Source organism: bacterium, assembly GCA_035691305.1.
Classification (GTDB): Bacteria; Sysuimicrobiota; Sysuimicrobiia; order Sysuimicrobiales; family Segetimicrobiaceae; genus DASSJF01.
Genome location: DASSJF010000059.1, coordinates 58041 through 73977, shown reverse-complemented (window position 1 = coordinate 73977; position 15937 = coordinate 58041). Strand labels below are relative to the sequence as shown.

13 protein-coding genes are annotated in these 15937 nt (G+C 68.4%); all 13 read right to left on the bottom strand.

From position 1 onward, the window contains the following. Positions 1 to 56 precede the first annotated feature (56 nt). Positions 57 to 1493 (bottom strand): Asp-tRNA(Asn)/Glu-tRNA(Gln) amidotransferase subunit GatB, encoded by a 1437-nt coding sequence (gene gatB / locus VFL28_10490; GenBank protein HET7265088.1) that lies wholly within the window; start codon positions 1491 to 1493, stop codon positions 57 to 59. Then, on the bottom strand, positions 1490 to 2950 hold the full coding sequence (gatA, locus tag VFL28_10485; GenBank protein ID HET7265087.1) for an Asp-tRNA(Asn)/Glu-tRNA(Gln) amidotransferase subunit GatA: 1461 nt from the start codon (positions 2948 to 2950) through the stop codon (positions 1490 to 1492). The genes gatB and gatA overlap by 4 nt, the downstream gene beginning before the upstream one ends. A 52-nt stretch (positions 2951 to 3002) precedes the next feature. Then, the gene (gene gatC, locus VFL28_10480; protein ID HET7265086.1) at positions 3003 to 3293 is read right to left on the bottom strand and encodes an Asp-tRNA(Asn)/Glu-tRNA(Gln) amidotransferase subunit GatC; all 291 of its coding nucleotides are present in this window, start codon (positions 3291 to 3293) and stop codon (positions 3003 to 3005) included. Positions 3294 to 3354: 61 nt separating this feature from the next. Further along, positions 3355 to 5094, bottom strand: a complete 1740-nt coding sequence (locus VFL28_10475; protein ID HET7265085.1) for a glycosyltransferase family 39 protein — start codon at positions 5092 to 5094, stop codon at positions 3355 to 3357. 28 nt (positions 5095 to 5122) lie between these two features. Then, the gene (locus VFL28_10470; GenBank protein HET7265084.1) at positions 5123 to 6895 is read right to left on the bottom strand and encodes an ABC transporter substrate-binding protein; all 1773 of its coding nucleotides are present in this window, start codon (positions 6893 to 6895) and stop codon (positions 5123 to 5125) included. 53 nt (positions 6896 to 6948) lie between these two features. After that, complete coding sequence (locus VFL28_10465) at positions 6949 to 7893, bottom strand: ABC transporter permease (GenBank protein HET7265083.1); 945 nt, start codon at positions 7891 to 7893, stop codon at positions 6949 to 6951. Continuing rightward, positions 7890 to 8915: an ABC transporter permease gene (locus tag VFL28_10460; protein ID HET7265082.1), complete on the bottom strand. Its 1026-nt coding sequence runs from the start codon at positions 8913 to 8915 to the stop codon at positions 7890 to 7892. The genes VFL28_10465 and VFL28_10460 overlap by 4 nt, the downstream gene beginning before the upstream one ends. 57 nt (positions 8916 to 8972) lie before the next feature. Then, positions 8973 to 10730 (bottom strand): ABC transporter substrate-binding protein, encoded by a 1758-nt coding sequence (locus VFL28_10455; protein ID HET7265081.1) that lies wholly within the window; start codon positions 10728 to 10730, stop codon positions 8973 to 8975. A 161-nt stretch (positions 10731 to 10891) separates the two neighbouring features. Beyond that, positions 10892 to 11983: a dipeptide ABC transporter ATP-binding protein gene (locus tag VFL28_10450; protein ID HET7265080.1), complete on the bottom strand. Its 1092-nt coding sequence runs from the start codon at positions 11981 to 11983 to the stop codon at positions 10892 to 10894. Positions 11984 to 11991: 8 nt separating this feature from the next. Continuing rightward, entirely contained in the window at positions 11992 to 13035 is a 1044-nt protein-coding gene (locus tag VFL28_10445; protein HET7265079.1) for an ABC transporter ATP-binding protein, read from the bottom strand. 155 nt (positions 13036 to 13190) lie between these two features. Next, a complete protein-coding gene (locus tag VFL28_10440; protein ID HET7265078.1) occupies positions 13191 to 13784 on the bottom strand; it encodes a hypothetical protein in 594 nt (197 codons plus the stop codon). A gap of 10 nt (positions 13785 to 13794) precedes the next feature. After that, positions 13795 to 14931: an ABC transporter permease gene (locus tag VFL28_10435; GenBank protein HET7265077.1), complete on the bottom strand. Its 1137-nt coding sequence runs from the start codon at positions 14929 to 14931 to the stop codon at positions 13795 to 13797. An 18-nt stretch (positions 14932 to 14949) separates the two neighbouring features. Beyond that, positions 14950 to 15924, bottom strand: a complete 975-nt coding sequence (locus VFL28_10430) for an ABC transporter permease (protein ID HET7265076.1) — start codon at positions 15922 to 15924, stop codon at positions 14950 to 14952. Positions 15925 to 15937: the final 13 nt, after the last annotated feature.

Sequence of the window (15937 nt, the reverse complement as noted above, 5' to 3'; positions counted from 1 at the left end):
AGTCTCCTTGTGCATGTGGGCCGTAGTTACAATTCTAGCAGAGGCGGTCCGCCCCCTCAACGAGCGGCGAGTCGCTCGCGCAGCAGGCGGTTGACGACCTCGGGGTTCGCGCGGCCGCGGCTGCGCTTCATCACCTGGCCGACGAGGAACACGACGGCCTTGTCCTTGCCCGCCCGGACGTCGCCGACGGGCCCCGGATGCTCGGCGATCACGGCCTCCACCATCTCCGCCAGGGCGGACTCATCGCTGATCTGGACCAGCCCGCGCTCCTTGACGATCTCGCCGGCGGTCCGGCCGGTATTGAGCATCTCCGGGAGGACGTCCTTGGCGAGACGGCCGCTCAGCGTGCCCCGCTCGAGCAGGCTGAGCATCTCCGCGAGCGACGCGGGCGTGATCTTGGCCTGGTCGATCTCCTGCCCCGCCTCGTTGAGGTAGGCCGCGATGTCGCCGACCAGCCAGTTGGCGACGATCCTGGGCTGGTTGAAGCGCCGGACGGTGTCCTCGAAGAACTCGGCCATCGGCCGCGTGGCGGTGAGCAGGCGCGCTTCGTGCTCGGGCAGCGCGAAGGCCTCGGCGTAGCGCCGCCGCTTGGCATCCGGGAGCTCCGGCAGGTCCGCGCGGACCCGGTCGACCCAGGCGCCGTCGACCGCGAGCGGCACGAGGTCCGGCTCGGGGAAGTAGCGGTAGTCCTGCGCCTCTTCCTTCTCGCGCGACGAGAAGGTCACGCCGCGCTGCTCGTCCCAGTGGCGGGTCTCCTGAACGACCGCCCCGCCCCGGGCCAGCAGTTCCCGCTGGCGCGCCTCCTCAAAACGCAGCGCCCGCTCCACCGCGCGGAGCGAATTCATGTTCTTGACCTCGGTCCGGATCCCGTGGGGGCCGCCGGGAACGCGTAGCGAGAGGTTGGCGTCGCAGCGCATGGTGCCTTCCTCCATGCGGCCGGTCGTGACGCCCGCGTACTGGAGCACCGCGCGGAGCTGCGCGAGGAAAAGCCGCGCCTCTTCGGGCGACCGGAGGTCGGGCTCCGTGACGACCTCCATGAGCGGCGTGCCGCTCCGGTTGTAATCGACCAGACTGCGGCCTTCGGCGTGGAGCAGTTTCCCGGTATCTTCCTCGAGATGCACGCGGCGGATACCGATCGTCCGCGCCGTCCCGGCTCCCTCGAGCTCCATCCGGCCCGCCGCCGCCAGCGGCGGGTGTCCGGCGTACTGGTACTGGGAGATTTGGTAGTTCTTCGGCAGGTCCGGATAGTAGTAGTTCTTGCGGTGGAACTGGCTCTCCGGGTGCACCCGGCAGGCCAGGACGACGGCGGTGCGCAGCCCGAGGTCGACCGCGCGGCGGTTGAGCACCGGCATCGCCCCCGGGAGCCCAAGGCAGACCGGGCACGTCCGCGTGTTGGGGGGCGCGCCGAATTCGACCGCGCAGCCGCAGAACATCTTGCTCGCGGTCTCGAGCTGCACGTGCACCTCGAGGCCGACGACGGTCTCGTAGGTCACGACCGGCCTCCGGCCGGTCTACCCCGGGTCCCCGGCTGTGAGACGACGGGGGGACGCACGGTGCGGTGCGGCGTCGCCTGCTCGTACGCGAACGCCGCGTTGAGAAGCGCCGCCTCGCCGAACGCGCGGCCGATCAACTGCAGCCCGACCGGAAGTCCCGTCACCAAGCCGCACGGCACCGAGATGCCCGGCACCCCGGCAAGGTTCACCGGAATCGTGTAGATGTCGGAGAGATACATCTGCAGCGGATCCTCCACCCTTTCGCCGAGGAGGAACGCCGGCGTCGGCGCGACCGGTCCGAGCAGGACGTCGAACCGCTCGAACGCCTGCGTGAACTCCCGCCGGATGACGGAGCGCACGCGCTGCGCGCGGAGATAGTACGCGTCGTAGTAGCCGGACGACAGCGCGAAGGTGCCGAGCATGATCCGCCGCTTGACCTCCGCGCCGAACCCCTCCCGCCGCGACCGCGCATAGAGGGTGTACAGATCGCCGGCCTTCGCGGTCCGGTGGCCGTACTGCACGCCCGCGTACCGGGCGAGGTTGCTGCTGGCCTCCGCCGGCGCGATGATGTAGTAGGCGGGCAGGGCGTAGACGGCGTGCGGCAGCGACACCTCGTCGCAGACGGCGCCGAGCCCGGCCAACACGCCGGCCGCCGCGCGCACCGCCTCGCCCACGGCCGGCGCGAGGCCCTCGCCGAAAAACTCTCTGACGACGCCGATCCGGAGCCCGCGCACGTCGCCGGTCAACGCGTCGGCATAGGCCGGCACGGGGTCGGCCGAGGAGGTCGAGTCGCAGGGATCGTGTCCCGCGACGGCCCCGAGCAGCAGCGCAGCGTCGCGCACGTCCCGGGCGAACGGCCCGATCTGGTCGAGCGACGACGCGAACGCGATCAGGCCGTAGCGAGAGACACGCCCGTACGTGGGCTTGAGTGCGACAACGCCGCAGAACGATCCCGGCTCGCGGATGCTGCCGCCGGTGTCGCTGCCGAGCGCCAGCGTCGCCTCTCCCGCCGCGACCGCCGCCGCCGATCCGCCGCTCGAACCCCCCGGCACGCGCAGGGGATCCCAGGGGTTGCGGGTCGGCCCGTACCCCGAGTTTTCAGTGCTGCTGCCGAACGCGAACTCGTCGCAGTTGGTCTTGCCGAGCAGCACCGCGCCGGCCTCGCGCAGGCGCGCCGTCACCGTGGCATCGTACGGCGGCCGGAAGCCTTCCAGCATTCGCGAGCCGGCCGTCGTGGGCCAGCCCCGGGTGCAGATGTTGTCCTTGAGCGCGATCGGGATGCCGGCGAGCGCCGGCGCCCCGTCCCGGCCGGCGCGGCCGTCCCACCTCGCGGCCTCGCGCAGCGCGGCGTCCCGGTCCACGTACAGGTAGGCGTGCAGGGTCGAGTCGAGCGAGGCGATGCGGTCGAGCACAGCCCGCACCGCTTCCGAGGGGGACGCTGCGCCCGCCGCGTACAGGCGACGGAGCTCCGCGGCGGTGCAGTCCGCGAGCGACCGCGCTTCGGGCACGCTACTCGCCCTCGATCACCGGCGGGACGACGATGAAGCCATCCTCCACCGCCGGGGCGTTGGCGAGCGCCTCGTCGAGCGAGAGCGACGGCCGGGCCGTGTCGTCGCGCAGGACGTTCGTGGCGCCGGTGGCGTGGGCCGTCGGCGGTTCGCCGCTGAGATCGAGCGCGAGCAGGCTCTGGACGTGCTCGAGGATGCTGCCGAGCTGCGCGCGGAAACGCTCGCGCTCGTCTTCGCTCAGCTCGAGCCGGCTCAGACGGGCCACGTGCGCGACGGTGCGGTCGTCGATCACGGCGGGGCGGCCTCCGTTGTCGCTGGGATGGCGCCATGGTAGCACACGATGGCTCGGGGCGTCACGGCGCGAGCAGGGCCAGCGGCGCACTCCCGACGACGGGCGCCGTCGACGCGCATCCGGCGGCCGGACGCACGATCGTGATGGCGGGGTCGATGATGGGATACGAGTTGGGAACGAAGCGGACTTCCTCCGGGATCGACGGCAGGTACGAGGGCCGCGGGATGAAGCGCACCGTGGGACACGCGGCGATCGGGTTCCACTCGCTCACCACGGCGTAGTCGATGTGGTGCGAGGCATACCAGGACGGCGCCGTGCTGCGATCCGTCCAGTCCGTCCGAAACCGCAGGTGGTTGAGGACCGGCAGGTACCAGGCCAGTTCCAGTTCGAACGCGACCCCGCGGCCGCGCGTCACGTGGCCGGCCAGCCAGTCCACGGCCTGCGTCCGGGTATCGTGATGCCGGTACAGCCAGCCCGCGAGGACCGCCGATTCCCGGACGGGTCCGAGCATGAAGATGACGAGGACCGCCGCTTCGGCCGCGGCCGCGGCTGAACGCCATCGCTGCTGCAACCTCTCCCACGACGCCGGCGGACGGGCCGAGGCCGCCGCGAACGCCGTCAACGTCTCCCACCCCCACTCGGCGCCGAGCGCCGCCCAGATCGCCAGCAGGGGAAGCACGGGCGACAGGTTCCGGGTGTAGAAGACGTCCGCGCGCGCGAGGAAGCACAGCTGCAGCAGGGGGAAGGTCAGGAGGTAGGCCAGTACCCTCGGCCGGTGTGCGTACCCGACGGCGAGGCCGGCGATCGCGGCGGCGCCGGGGATGAGACCGAGCGCGGCGTGCGGCACGACATACCAGTCTCCGCCCTGTGTAGGCCGGAGCAGGTAGCCGAGGTTCCACCCGAGGTGTCGGAGGAAATCGCCCGGGTTCGGGATCGAAAAGACGCCGTAGGGGCCGATCTGCGCGTCAAACCCGGCCCGCACCAGGTCCGGCCGGATCAACAGATACGGCGTGCCCGCGAGTCCGCCCGCGACGATGGCGGCGAACATGAGGCCGAGCCGCCGATCGATGAGCGCCGTCCGGCGCCCGCCGGACGCGTGCGCGAGCACGAGCGCAGGCACGACCCACACCGCGGTCTGCTTCGTCGACATCGCGAGGCCCGCCAGGAGACCCGCGACGAGATAGTCCCACCTCCGCCCCCGCCGGATCACGTTGAGTCCGGCGAGCAGCGCCGCGGTCGTCAGGCACGCCTCCGGGACGTCGACGCGGGCCGTGTCCGAGTAGTACACGGCGCCGGGGGCGACGGCGAGCAGGGCCGCCGCGAGCAGGCCGACCGTCCGGCCGAACGCCGCGCGGCCGAGTCGGTAGGTGAGATACACGGTGGCGGCGCCGAGCAGCGCCGTGAACGCCCGCGCCCACAGATAGAACGATGGAAAGTTGATGTACCAGCCGTACCCGGGCACCAGCGGATGCATCAGGACGATGTCGTTCACGGATTTCATCACACCGAGCGCGCGCAGGTACAGCGAGTGCAGATAGACTACCGGAAGGAGCAAATAGTAGTACAGGCTGCCGTAGATGAAGATGCCGGGATTGAGCGTGTGGTTGAGGACCATCCGGATCACCGGCGGCACCTGAAACCACTCGTCCCACTCGTGGAGGTAGGGCAGCCCGCGCCCCGCGCCGACCAAGCGCAGCGCGAGCGCGTACGCTGTGATGAGCCCCGCGGCGACGGACTCGCGGGCCGCCTCGACGGAGAGGGGGAGACCGCGCGGTGCGGCCTCCCCCTGCTCCGGTTTCAACGCGTACTCGAGCGCTATCGCCCGGGTGTCACTGCTTGTAGAGCGGATAGAAGTACTGCCCGGGGAAGATCGCGTTATAGTACCAGCCGTGCACCCACGACCGCATCGTATAGTAGGTGACCGGCTGCACCAAGAACAGGTACGGCAGGTCGTTGTACGAGATCATCGAGAGTTGCTTGTAGAGCGTCGCGCGCTTGGCGGAATCGGGCGTGCTGACGGCCTGGTCGATCAGCTTGTCCGCGTCGAGGTTCTTGTAGCCGCCGCGGGTCGGGAAGTAGCCGTTCGCCGCGAGGAACGGCTGCGCGAAATCGTGCGGATCCGGGTAGTCGGCGAACCAGCCGAGGAAGTACATCGTGCCCTTGTGCGCGAACAGCAGCGAATTGAGCGCGCTCGCCGGCACCGGCCGCGAGTCGATCTGGAACTTCGGGTTGAGCGACGTCACGGCGTCCTTCAGGATCTGCGCCCCCGTCTGGCGGGCGGTGTTGCCGGCCGTAAACGGCACCGTGAACTTGAAGCCGGCCGACCACACGCGGCCGCCGAACGCCTCCTTGAACTCCGCGATCGCGCGCTCCTTGTTCGTCTGGTAGATCGGCACGGAGGCGTCGTAGCCCAGCATGCCCTGCGGAATCGGCCCGTGCGGAATGACGCCCTTCCCGGCGTAGGCGCCGCTCAGGTTCGCCGAGTAGTCGAACGCGTAGGCGAACGCCCGCCGCACATGGATGTCGTTGAAGAAGTCGGACGGGATCCCCGCGCCGTCGAGCTTGCCGCTCCCGGTGTCCGGGTTGGCCTCCGTGTTGATCTTGAAGTTGAACTGCAGCGTCTGCAGCGCGATCTGCGGCAGGTTGTCCTGCATGATCGTGCCCGGAATCCCCCGCAGCTGCGCCTGCTGGTTGAGGCTGGCCACGATGAGGTCCGCGTCGCCCTGCTGCAGCTGGAGGCGCCGCGTCGTCAGCTCGGCGACCGTGCGCAGCACGATCCGCCGCAGCGCCGCCGGCTTCCGCCAGTAGTGGTCGTTGCGCACGAGCACGATTTCTTTGGCCTGTGGGTCCCAGTGATCGAACATGAAGGGGCCCGTCCCGTTCATGTGGTTGAACTCGTAGCGGTCCTCCGTCTTGGGGTTGTTGTACTTCTGCCAGGTGCCCGGCTGGCCGCCCCAGTCGCCGTGCGCCGCCGCCCACTTGTGCGGCAGGATCTCGGTCCACGCCGCCACGATCGTCATGAACGGCGCGAACGGCTTCTTCAGGTGAAAGACCACGCTGTTGCCGCTCGCGCTCACCGCGCGCTGGACGTCGGCCCACTTGACCTGGATCGTCCCCTTCTCGTCCCGGGTGCTGTCCACGCCGAGGAGCGGCGAGAGCAGCAGCCAGGCGGGCCCGCCGGCCTGATCCTGCAACAACATCCGCCGGACCGAGTAGACCACGTCGTCCACGGTCATGTCCGATCCATCGTGGAACTTGACGCCGCTGCGAATCGGGAAAGTGTAGGTCAGGCCGTCCTGGCTGATTCCCCCGTTGGCCAGCGTCGGGACGCGCGTGGACAGCATCGGCTCGAACCGGTCGAGCGATGAGCCGCTGTACATGATCAGCGTCTCGTAGACGTTCGGCCAAATCGGTTCGTACGAGTAAATGTCGTACGCGAGCGCCGGGTCGAGGCTGGTCACGTCGCCGAAACCGAGCTCGATGAACGTATCCGGATTCTTGGCCGGCACACCGGCGCCGCGCGCCATCGTGGTCAGCGAAACGGCGACGACGGCGGCCAGGACCACGGCGGTGAAACGAGAGCCCCATCCCGAAGGACGCATGCGTTTCCCTCCCGATGCGGCCTGCGTTGTCCGGGAAAGTCGTTCGCGCGGGCTCAGCGGCTACCCTGCAGACGCGGGTCGAAGATGTCGCGGAAGGCGTCACCGAGGAGGTTCCAGCCGAGTACGAACAGGAAGATCGCCGTGCCCGGCACGATCAGCGTGAACCAGTACGTGAACGGATCTCCGGCCGTGCCGGCGATCCAGTTGTGGGAGAGACTGACCAGCTGTCCCCAGTCCGCGTACCCGGGCGGCGCGCCGAGCCCAAGGAACCCCAGCGCCGCGAACGTGATGACGATGCTGCCCATGTTGAGCGAGGCGAGGATGAGCAGCGGGTAAACGGTGTTCGGAATCACGTGGCGCGCGATCACGCGGAAGTCGCCGCTTCCGAGCGCCTGGGCCGCCTGCACGTACTCCATGTCCCGCACGCGGAGAAACTCGCCGCGCAGGAGCCGCGTGTAGGTCGGCCACTCGACCACCGCGATCGCGATCACCGCGTTCCGCACGCTCTGGCCGAGCACCGCCACGATCACGACCGTCAGGATGAGGCCGGGGAACGCGAGAAAGACGTCGGTGACGCGCATGACGATCTCGTCGACGCGCCCGCCGTAGAAGCCGCTCAGGCTCCCCAGGGTCATGGCGATCACCACGGCGCTGGCTACGACGCTCAGCGCGACGATGAACGCCGTCCGCGCGCCCCAGACCACCCCGTAGAAGAGATCGAACTGCTCTTCCGTGGTGCCGAAGGGATGCCCGGGGCTCGGCGGCCGGGGATCGCTCGAGTAGCCGGAGTGCGGAATCATGTACGGGTTCCGTTGCGTCGGGTGCGCGAGCAGCGGCGCGAGCAGCGCCACGACGACGAAGAACGCCACGAGCCCGGCCCCCAGGACGGACAGCGGGTTGCTCCGGAACCGGCGCAGCGTGCGCTGCCACGCGGTCTCGCCGGCCTGGGCCCGCTTCGCCGGCTGCAGCGCGACCGGGCGCGCCTGGACGGCGCTCACTGGAGCCGGATGCGCGGATCCACGATCGCGTACATCACGTCCGCGCAGAGGTTGCTGATGACGAGCAGACCCGCGAAGATCAGCGCAAACCCGGTTACCGCGGGGATGTCGAGCTGCTGGCTGGCGTTGACCCCCCATTGGCCGATGCCGGGATAGTTGAACACCGTCTCCGTGATGACGACCCCGCTCAAGAGGCCGACGAACAGCAGGCTGCCGAGCGTAATCACCGGGATCAGAGCGTTGCGGCGGGCGTGCTTGTCCACGACGACGCGTTCGGCCAGGCCTTTTGCGCGGGCGGTCCGCACGTAGTCGGTCCGGAGCGTCTCGAGCATCGACGAGCGCGTAATCCGCACGAGCACCGCGGTCAGATAGTAGGTGAGCGTGGCGACCGGCAGAATGAGGTGCTTCGCGGCGTCCCAGAACAGCCAGAGGTTGCCGTTCAGCAGCGCGTCGATCGTCAACAGCCCGGTGTAGGGATGAAAGGCGCCGCTGCGGACGTACAAGTCCGCGTTCATCGACAGCCGGCCCGGGGGAAACCATCCAAAGTGCCCGTAGAAGATCATCAACAGCAGCAGGCCCCAGACAAAGGTCGGCAGCGACGCCCCGCTGATCGACGTGAACCGGCTGATCTGATCGAGCACCTGGTCCTTGTGCACCGCGGACTGGGTGCCGAGCCAGACGCCGAGCGCCAGGATGAAGCCGAACGCGTAGAGCGCCAACTCCAGCGTCGCCGGGAAGTATCCGCGGATCGCGGCCGCCACCGGCTCGCGGGCGGTCTCGCTCCAGCCGAGGTCGCCGTGCGCCACCTGCACCACCCAGTCCCAATACTGCACGTACACCGGCTGGTCGAGGTGATACTTCCGGATCAGGTCGGGCAGCGCGTTGAGCTGCTTGGGGTCGTGGATGTACAGGCTGGCCCGCATCGCCGGCGTGAGAAACTGGAGCAGCAGGAAAATGAGGGCGGAGACCCCGAGGCCGACCAGCGGGAGCAGCAGAAGCCGGCGGACGACGAACGCGGTCACGGTCTAGTGTCGAGCGGGCCCGCCCCGTGGAGGCGGGCCCGCTCACTCCGGACCGTCCTACTCCTTAGAAATCGGGTAGTAGTCGGCTCCGCCGAGCACGGCGTTGTAGTACCAGCCGTGCACCCAGGACCGCATCACGAAGAAGCCCACCGGTTGCGCGACGTACAGCCCCGGCACGTCGTTGTACGCGATTTTCGTCAACTGATGATACAGCGCCGCCCGCTTGGCGGGATCGGTCGTCTCGGCGGCCTGCCTGAGCAGCGCGTCGGCCTGCGGGTTGCTGTAGGAGTTGCGCTTCGGGTAGTCGCCGTTGCTCCCGAGGAACGGCTGCGCGAAATCGTCCGGATCCGGATAGTCGACCGCCCACCCGAGCGCGTACAACGTCCCCTTGTGCGCGTTGGTGTTCTGGAGGAACGACGACCACTGCAGGTTGCGAACGTCGATCTTGAACTTCGGATTCAGGCCTTCGATCGAGTCTTTGAGGATCTGTGCGCCGACCTGGCGGACGACGTTGCCCGTGTTGTAGGTCGCCGTGAACTTAAACCCGGTGTCCCAGAGCTTTCCCCCCCAGGCTTCTTTGAATTCGGCGGCCGCCTTGGCCGGGTCGTGGGTGTACTTGGGGGCGGTGGGATCATAGCCGAGCAGACCGCTGATGATCGGCCCGTTCGGCTGCTCCGCCTTGCCCTTATAGCCGTCGCGGATGAAGGCCGCGTAGTCGAAAGCGTAGGCGAAGCCGCGGCGAACGTGTACGTCGCTGAAGAAGTCCGGCGGAATCCCGTTGCCGTCCAGCTTGCCGCTGCCGACGTCCGGATTCCCGGTCGCGTCGATCTTGAAGTTGAAGTGCAGCACTTGGATGATCAGCTGCGGGAACCCGTCGCGGATTGCGACGCCCGCCATCCCCTCGACCTTGCTCTGATCGGGCCGCAACACATCGACCATGTCCGCATCGCCCTGCTGCAGCTGCAGGCGCCGGGTCGTAAACTCCGTGACGGTCTTGAGGATCACCCGCGCGAGACGGGCCGGCTTGCGCCAGTACTGGTCGTTACGGGCCAGGATGACCTGCTTGGCCTGCCGGTCCCACTGCTGGAGCTTGAAGGGGCCCGTGCCGTTCATGTGGTCGAATTCGTACCGGTCCTGCAGCTTGGGATTGTTGAACTTCTGCCAGGTTCCGCCCTGGCCGTCCCAATCTCCGTGCGCGGCCGCCCACGCCTTCGGCATCACGAACGACCACGCCGCGACGATGCTGAGGAACGCGCCGTAGGGGTGCGCGAGATGGAAGACCACGTTGTCGCCCTGCACCGTGACGGTCTTCGCGACGTCCGAGAAGTTGACGGCGATCTTATCTTTATCGCGGGTGCTGTCGCGCCCGGTCAAGGGGGTCAGCAGCAGCCACGACGGCCCGCCGTCCCGGTCCTGGAGCATGAACCGGAGCATCGAGTACCGCACGTCGTCCGGCGTCATCGTGGAGCCGTCGTGGAACTTGACGCCCTTCCGAATCGGGAACGTGTAGGTGAGGCCGTCCTTGCTGATGAGCCCGTTGGCCAGGCTCGGCACCGTGGTGGCCAGTATCGGCTGGTACCGAGACAGGACGCTGCCGTCGTATTCGATCAACGTCTCGTAGACGTTGGGGTACACGATCTCGTAGCTCGTCGTGTCGTACTGGTAGGCCGGATCGAGGCTCTCGGGGTCCCCGGCTCTGAGCGTGACGAAGGTATCGGGGTTCTTGACCGGCGCTCCCGCCCCGCGCGCGCCCGTCCCGAGGGCGAGCACGCCGATCGCGAGCGCCAGCACGAGCGCGATTCCTCTGCCCTTCACCGCCGCACCGCCTCCTTCATTGGTTGCACCGATGGTTGCTCCGACATCTGTCTTGCCCTACGGTCGCTCCCCCTAGCGTGCGGCGTCCCCTCGGGCGCCGCGCCGGCGGACCGCCCGCGGCGGACTGGCCGGCCCACCATGTCATCTCAGGCGATCCGGCGTTACGGATTCGCCTGCTGCGGCTGCGCCGTCGCCACCGACCCGGCGGCCGTCGCCGGCGCCCCGACCACCGCGGCCTTGCTCCGCTGGCTCTTGAACGGCCGCGGCGGGCACGCCACGTAGTGGTCGCGGCCGCCGCCGATGTCTTCGAACGCCGGCGGATCGATCCGGCAACTCGGCTGCACGTACAGGCACCGCGTGTGGAAGCGGCAGCCGGCCGGAGGGTTGATCGGGCTCGGCACGTCGCCCGGAAGGATGATGCGGTCGCGGCGCATCTCCGGATTGGGAATCGGTACCGCCGAGAGCAGGGCCTCCGTGTAGGGGTGCTGCGGATTCGCGAACAGCTCGTCGGCGGGCGCCATCTCGACGATCTTGCCGAGGTACATGACCGCGATCCGGTCGCTGATGTGCTTGACGACCGAGAGGTCGTGCGCGATGAACAGGTAGGTCAGCCCGAACTCCTTCTGCAGCGACTCGAGCAGGTTGAGCACCTGCGCCTGGATGCTGACGTCGAGCGCAGAAACCGGCTCGTCCGCGATGATCAGCTTCGGGTTCACGGCGAGGGCCCGCGCGATGCCGATCCGCTGTCGCTGGCCGCCGCTGAATTCGTGCGGGTAACGGTTGGCGTGGTACGGTGAGAGGCCGACGACCTCCAGCAGCTCCTGCACCCGCCGGATCTTGTCGCGGCCGCGCGCGAGGTTGTGGATCTCGAGCGGCTCGCCGATGATATCGCCGACGGTCATCCGCGGGTTAAGCGAGGAATACGGGTCCTGGAAGATGATCTGCATGTCCCGGCGCATCCGCCGCAGCTCTTCCTTGTGCAGCTTGAAGATATCCCGCCCCTCGAACAGCGCCTCACCGGACGTGGGCTCCTGCAATCTCAAGATGACGCGGCCGGTAGTCGTCTTACCGCACCCGGACTCGCCGACGAGCCCGAGCGTCTCTCCCTTGCGGATGTAGAAGTCCAGTCCGTCGACGGCCTTCACCGCCCCGACCTGCCGCTGGAAGATGAAGCCTTTGGTGACGGGGTAGTGCTTGACGAGGTTCTTGACCTCGAGCAGAATCGCGCCGTTCTTCGCCGCGTTCGTCGCCATGGGTCCTCCTACACCGATCCGCTGCGGGTCGACGCGGCCAGGCCGGCCTTTTCGGCCGCCTGCCGGTCTTTGTCCGTGGCTTTGTCCGAATACAGGTAGCATTTCGCGGTGTGGCCCTGCCCGACGGTGTAATCCGGCGGATCGGCCTGCACGCACACGTCCATCACAAACGGGCAGCGCGGCGCGAACGGACAGCCGGGCGGCAGGTCGATCAGGCTCGGCGGCTGTCCCTCGATCGGGATCAGCCGCTCCTGGCGGATGTACAGCTTCGGAACAGAGTGCAGCAGGCCCCAGGTGTACGGATGTTTGGGTTCCCGGAACGTCTTACGCACGTCGGTGTGCTCGACCGGCCGGCCCGCATACATCACGACGACGTTGTCGCACATCTCCGCGACGACGCCGAGGTTGTGGGTGATGAAGATGATCGACATCCCGAACTCGCGCTGCAGCTCGCGCATCAGGTCGAGGATCTGCGCCTGGATCGTCACGTCGAGCGCGGTGGTCGGTTCGTCGGCGATCAGGATCGACGGGTTACAGGAGAGCGCCATCGCGATCATCACGCGCTGGCGCATGCCGCCCGAGAACTGGTGCGGGTAGTCCCTGACGCGCTGCTTGGCCAGCGGGATCTTCACGCGATCGAGCATCTCGGCCGCGCGGTCCCACGCCGCCCTCTTGTCGAGGTGCTGGTGCAGGATGATCGCCTCGGCGATCTGCTCGCCGATCGTCAGCACGGGGTTGAGCGAGGTCATCGGCTCCTGGAAGATCATCGCGATGCGGTTGCCGCGGATCTTCCGCATCTCCTCGTCGGAGAGCTTGAGGAGGTTGCGCCCTTCGAACAGGATCTCGCCGTCGACGATCTTGCCGGGCGGCGTGGGGATGAGCCGCATCACCGAGAGCGCGTGGACGCTCTTGCCCGACCCGGACTCGCCCACAATCCCCAGCACTTCGCCGCGCTGGAGGTCGTACGAGAGGCCGTCAACCGCCCGGACGACCCCCTCGTCTGTATAGAAGTAGGTCTTCAGATTGCGGACCGACAACAGCGCGTCAGCCACGCGTCGCCCCCCTGGACTCGCCGCCAACGGGCGGCATCGCTGGCGCCGGACTGAACGGCCCGGCGCGCGGTCTCGGGATTCCACAAGGTGTATCCAAATCCTTTACTCGACGGTCGGGCGGGGCGGTTCCCTCCATCCCCGCCTTTAGGGGAGCTTTACTTCGGCAGATCGGGGGCGTACTGCACGGAGTACGCGGCATAGTCCTGGCCGGGGGCGCCCGACACGGTCGCGAGATACCGCCGTCCGTGGTACAGCTTCGCGACCACCTGGGCGATCGAGGAGTTTTGGTAGAGCGCCAACTGGACGATCAGCCGGCCCTCGGTCGCGAGGTACTGCCGGTTGAGCGCGGCCGTGTGCGACGGGTCATAGTAGCGGGACTGGAAGCTGACGGTGACGGTACCGGACGACGGGTCGTACGACGCCTCCGGACGGCTCGCCTCCCCCGAGATGCTGACCACGGCGCCGCGGGCGCGGGTCGCCGGCTCGTGCTGCATGCCCTGCGGGATGTCGGGCAACACCGCGCCGCGCTGCACCTGCGCGATCCTACCATACAAAAGAGACCCGCCTCCGACCACGACCGCGGCCGCCAGAGCCGCCGCCACGATCTTCGGCACCGCGGACGGATTCGAGCCGGGCCGGCCCGTCCCGCGCCCCATTCGCCGGCCGCCGCGCTCCGCGGCACGGCGCGCCGTACGCGCGGCCGGAGCCGCGCCGCGCGGCTTCATCTGCGACGAGTTCGGCGGCATCATACCCGCCATTCTACGTCGAGCGCTGCCGCGGGTCCAGGGCGTCCCGGATGCCGTCGCCGAGAAAGTTGAAGGCGAGGATGGCGATCACGATCGCGAGCCCGGGCAGCAGGAGCCATGGAAACTGGGTGAACACCTCGATGCTCTGCGCCTGCGCGAGCTGCAGCCCCCAACTCGTGCTCGGCTCCTGCACGCCGATCCCGAGGTAGGAGAGCCCGCTCTCTCCGAGGATGACCCCGGGAATCGTCAGGGTCGCGGCGACGATGATGTACGACGAGGTACTCGGCAGCACGTGCCGGACGATCACCCGGAAGTCCTTGAGGCCGGCCGCCCGCGCGGCCAGCACGAACTCGAGCTCGCGAAGGCCGAGGACGATGCCGCGAATCACGCGCGCGAGCCCGCCCCACCCCGTGAGGCTGAATACGGCCGACAGCAGTACGATCCGCTCCGGGCTGGTGAGCGTCGGCGGCAGCACCGACGTCAGCGCCAGGATCAGGTAGAACTGGGGAAACGACGCCAGCACCTCGACCGCGCGCATCAGCACGTTGTCGACGAGCCCGCCGTAGTAACCCGCGATGCCGCCCAGCACCATCCCGACCGGGAAACTGATCACGACGACGAGGATGCCGAGCATGAGCGACACGCGGCTGCCGTAGAGCAGGCGCGAGAACAGATCCCGGCCGAACTGGTCCGTGCCCAGCAGGAACAACCGCGCCGGCGCGTCCACGCCGAGCAGGTGGACGTCGCCGGGAACGACGCCCAGCCAGCGGTACGGCGCTCCCCGCACGATGAGCCTGACGTCGTACGTCCGGGCCGTGTCCGGGGCGTACTGCGGGATCGACGGATCGACGACGCGGTACGCGTAGACGAACGGCCGCAGGTGGACCCGTCCCCGCGCGTCCACCCAGTGGATGCCGGTCGGCGGCGCGTAGAAGAGGTTGCGGTCGCTCTGGTCGAGCCCGTACGGCGCCAGAAACTCCGCCAGCAGCATTGCCGCGTACAGCACCATAAGCGCGACCCCGCCCCAGACCGCGAGCCGGTAGCGCTTGAGCTGCCGCCACGCGAGCTGCCACGGGCTGCGGGCCCGGGCCGCCTCGGCCCGCCGCTGCGCGGCGAGCCGCGCGGTCGCGACTTCGTGCGCCGTGCTCACGGCCGGCGCCGCTCGAGGCTAGTCATACCGGATGCGCGGGTCGACATACGCCAGCAGGATATCGGCGGTGAGGTTGCCGAGGATCAACATCACGCTGCCGAGCAGCAGGCTCGCCATGACCACGAAGACGTCCTTCTTGAGCAGCGCCTCGAGGATCAGCCGGCCGAGACCCGGATAGCCCATGATGTTCTCCACGAACGCGGCGCCGCTCAGGAGGCCGCCGAGCTCGAACCCGAAGAACGTGACGAGCGGGTTGATGGCGTTGCGCACGGCGTGCCGGTAGATGACACGGCGCTCGGCGAGGCCCTTTGCCCGCGCGGTCTTGACGTAGTCCGAGCGCAGCACCTCGAGCAGGTTGTTGCGCATGTAGCGCATCAGGCCGCCGACGGAGAAGAGGCCGAGCGCGATCGTCGGCAGCACGAGGTGTTTGGCGACGTCGAACGCCTTGCCCCACCACGGGTAGGTGTCGAAGTCCACGCTCGTGAGCCCCTGCAGCGGCAGCAGGTGGCTCCAGTAAGCGGCGTACAGCAGCAGCAGGGCGCTGAAGAACGACGGGATCGAGATCGCCACGAACGCCGCCGTGTTAAGAACACCGTCCGTTACCGAGTACTGGTGCACCGCGGAGTAGATGCCGAGCGGCAGCGCGACCGACCACGCGACGACGAGCGACGCAAGCGACAGCAGCAGCGTGTTGAGCGCGCGGCTACCGATCAGCCACGTCACGGGGACGTTGTAGGCGAACGAGAGGCCGAAGTCGAGGTGCACGATGCTCCACAGCCACCGGAAGTACTGCACCCACGGCGGCTGGTCCATCCCGAACTGCGCCTTGAGCGCCGCGATCGTCTGCGGACTGATCTGCGGATACTGCAGCACGAGCGACTGGAAGTAGTTGCCCGAGCCGGGCACGAGCTGGATCGCCGCCCAGCTCACCAGCGTGATGCCGAAGAGCAGCGGCCCCAGGAGCAGCAGGCGGCGCAGGATATAGCGGAGCATCAATCCGCGGCGG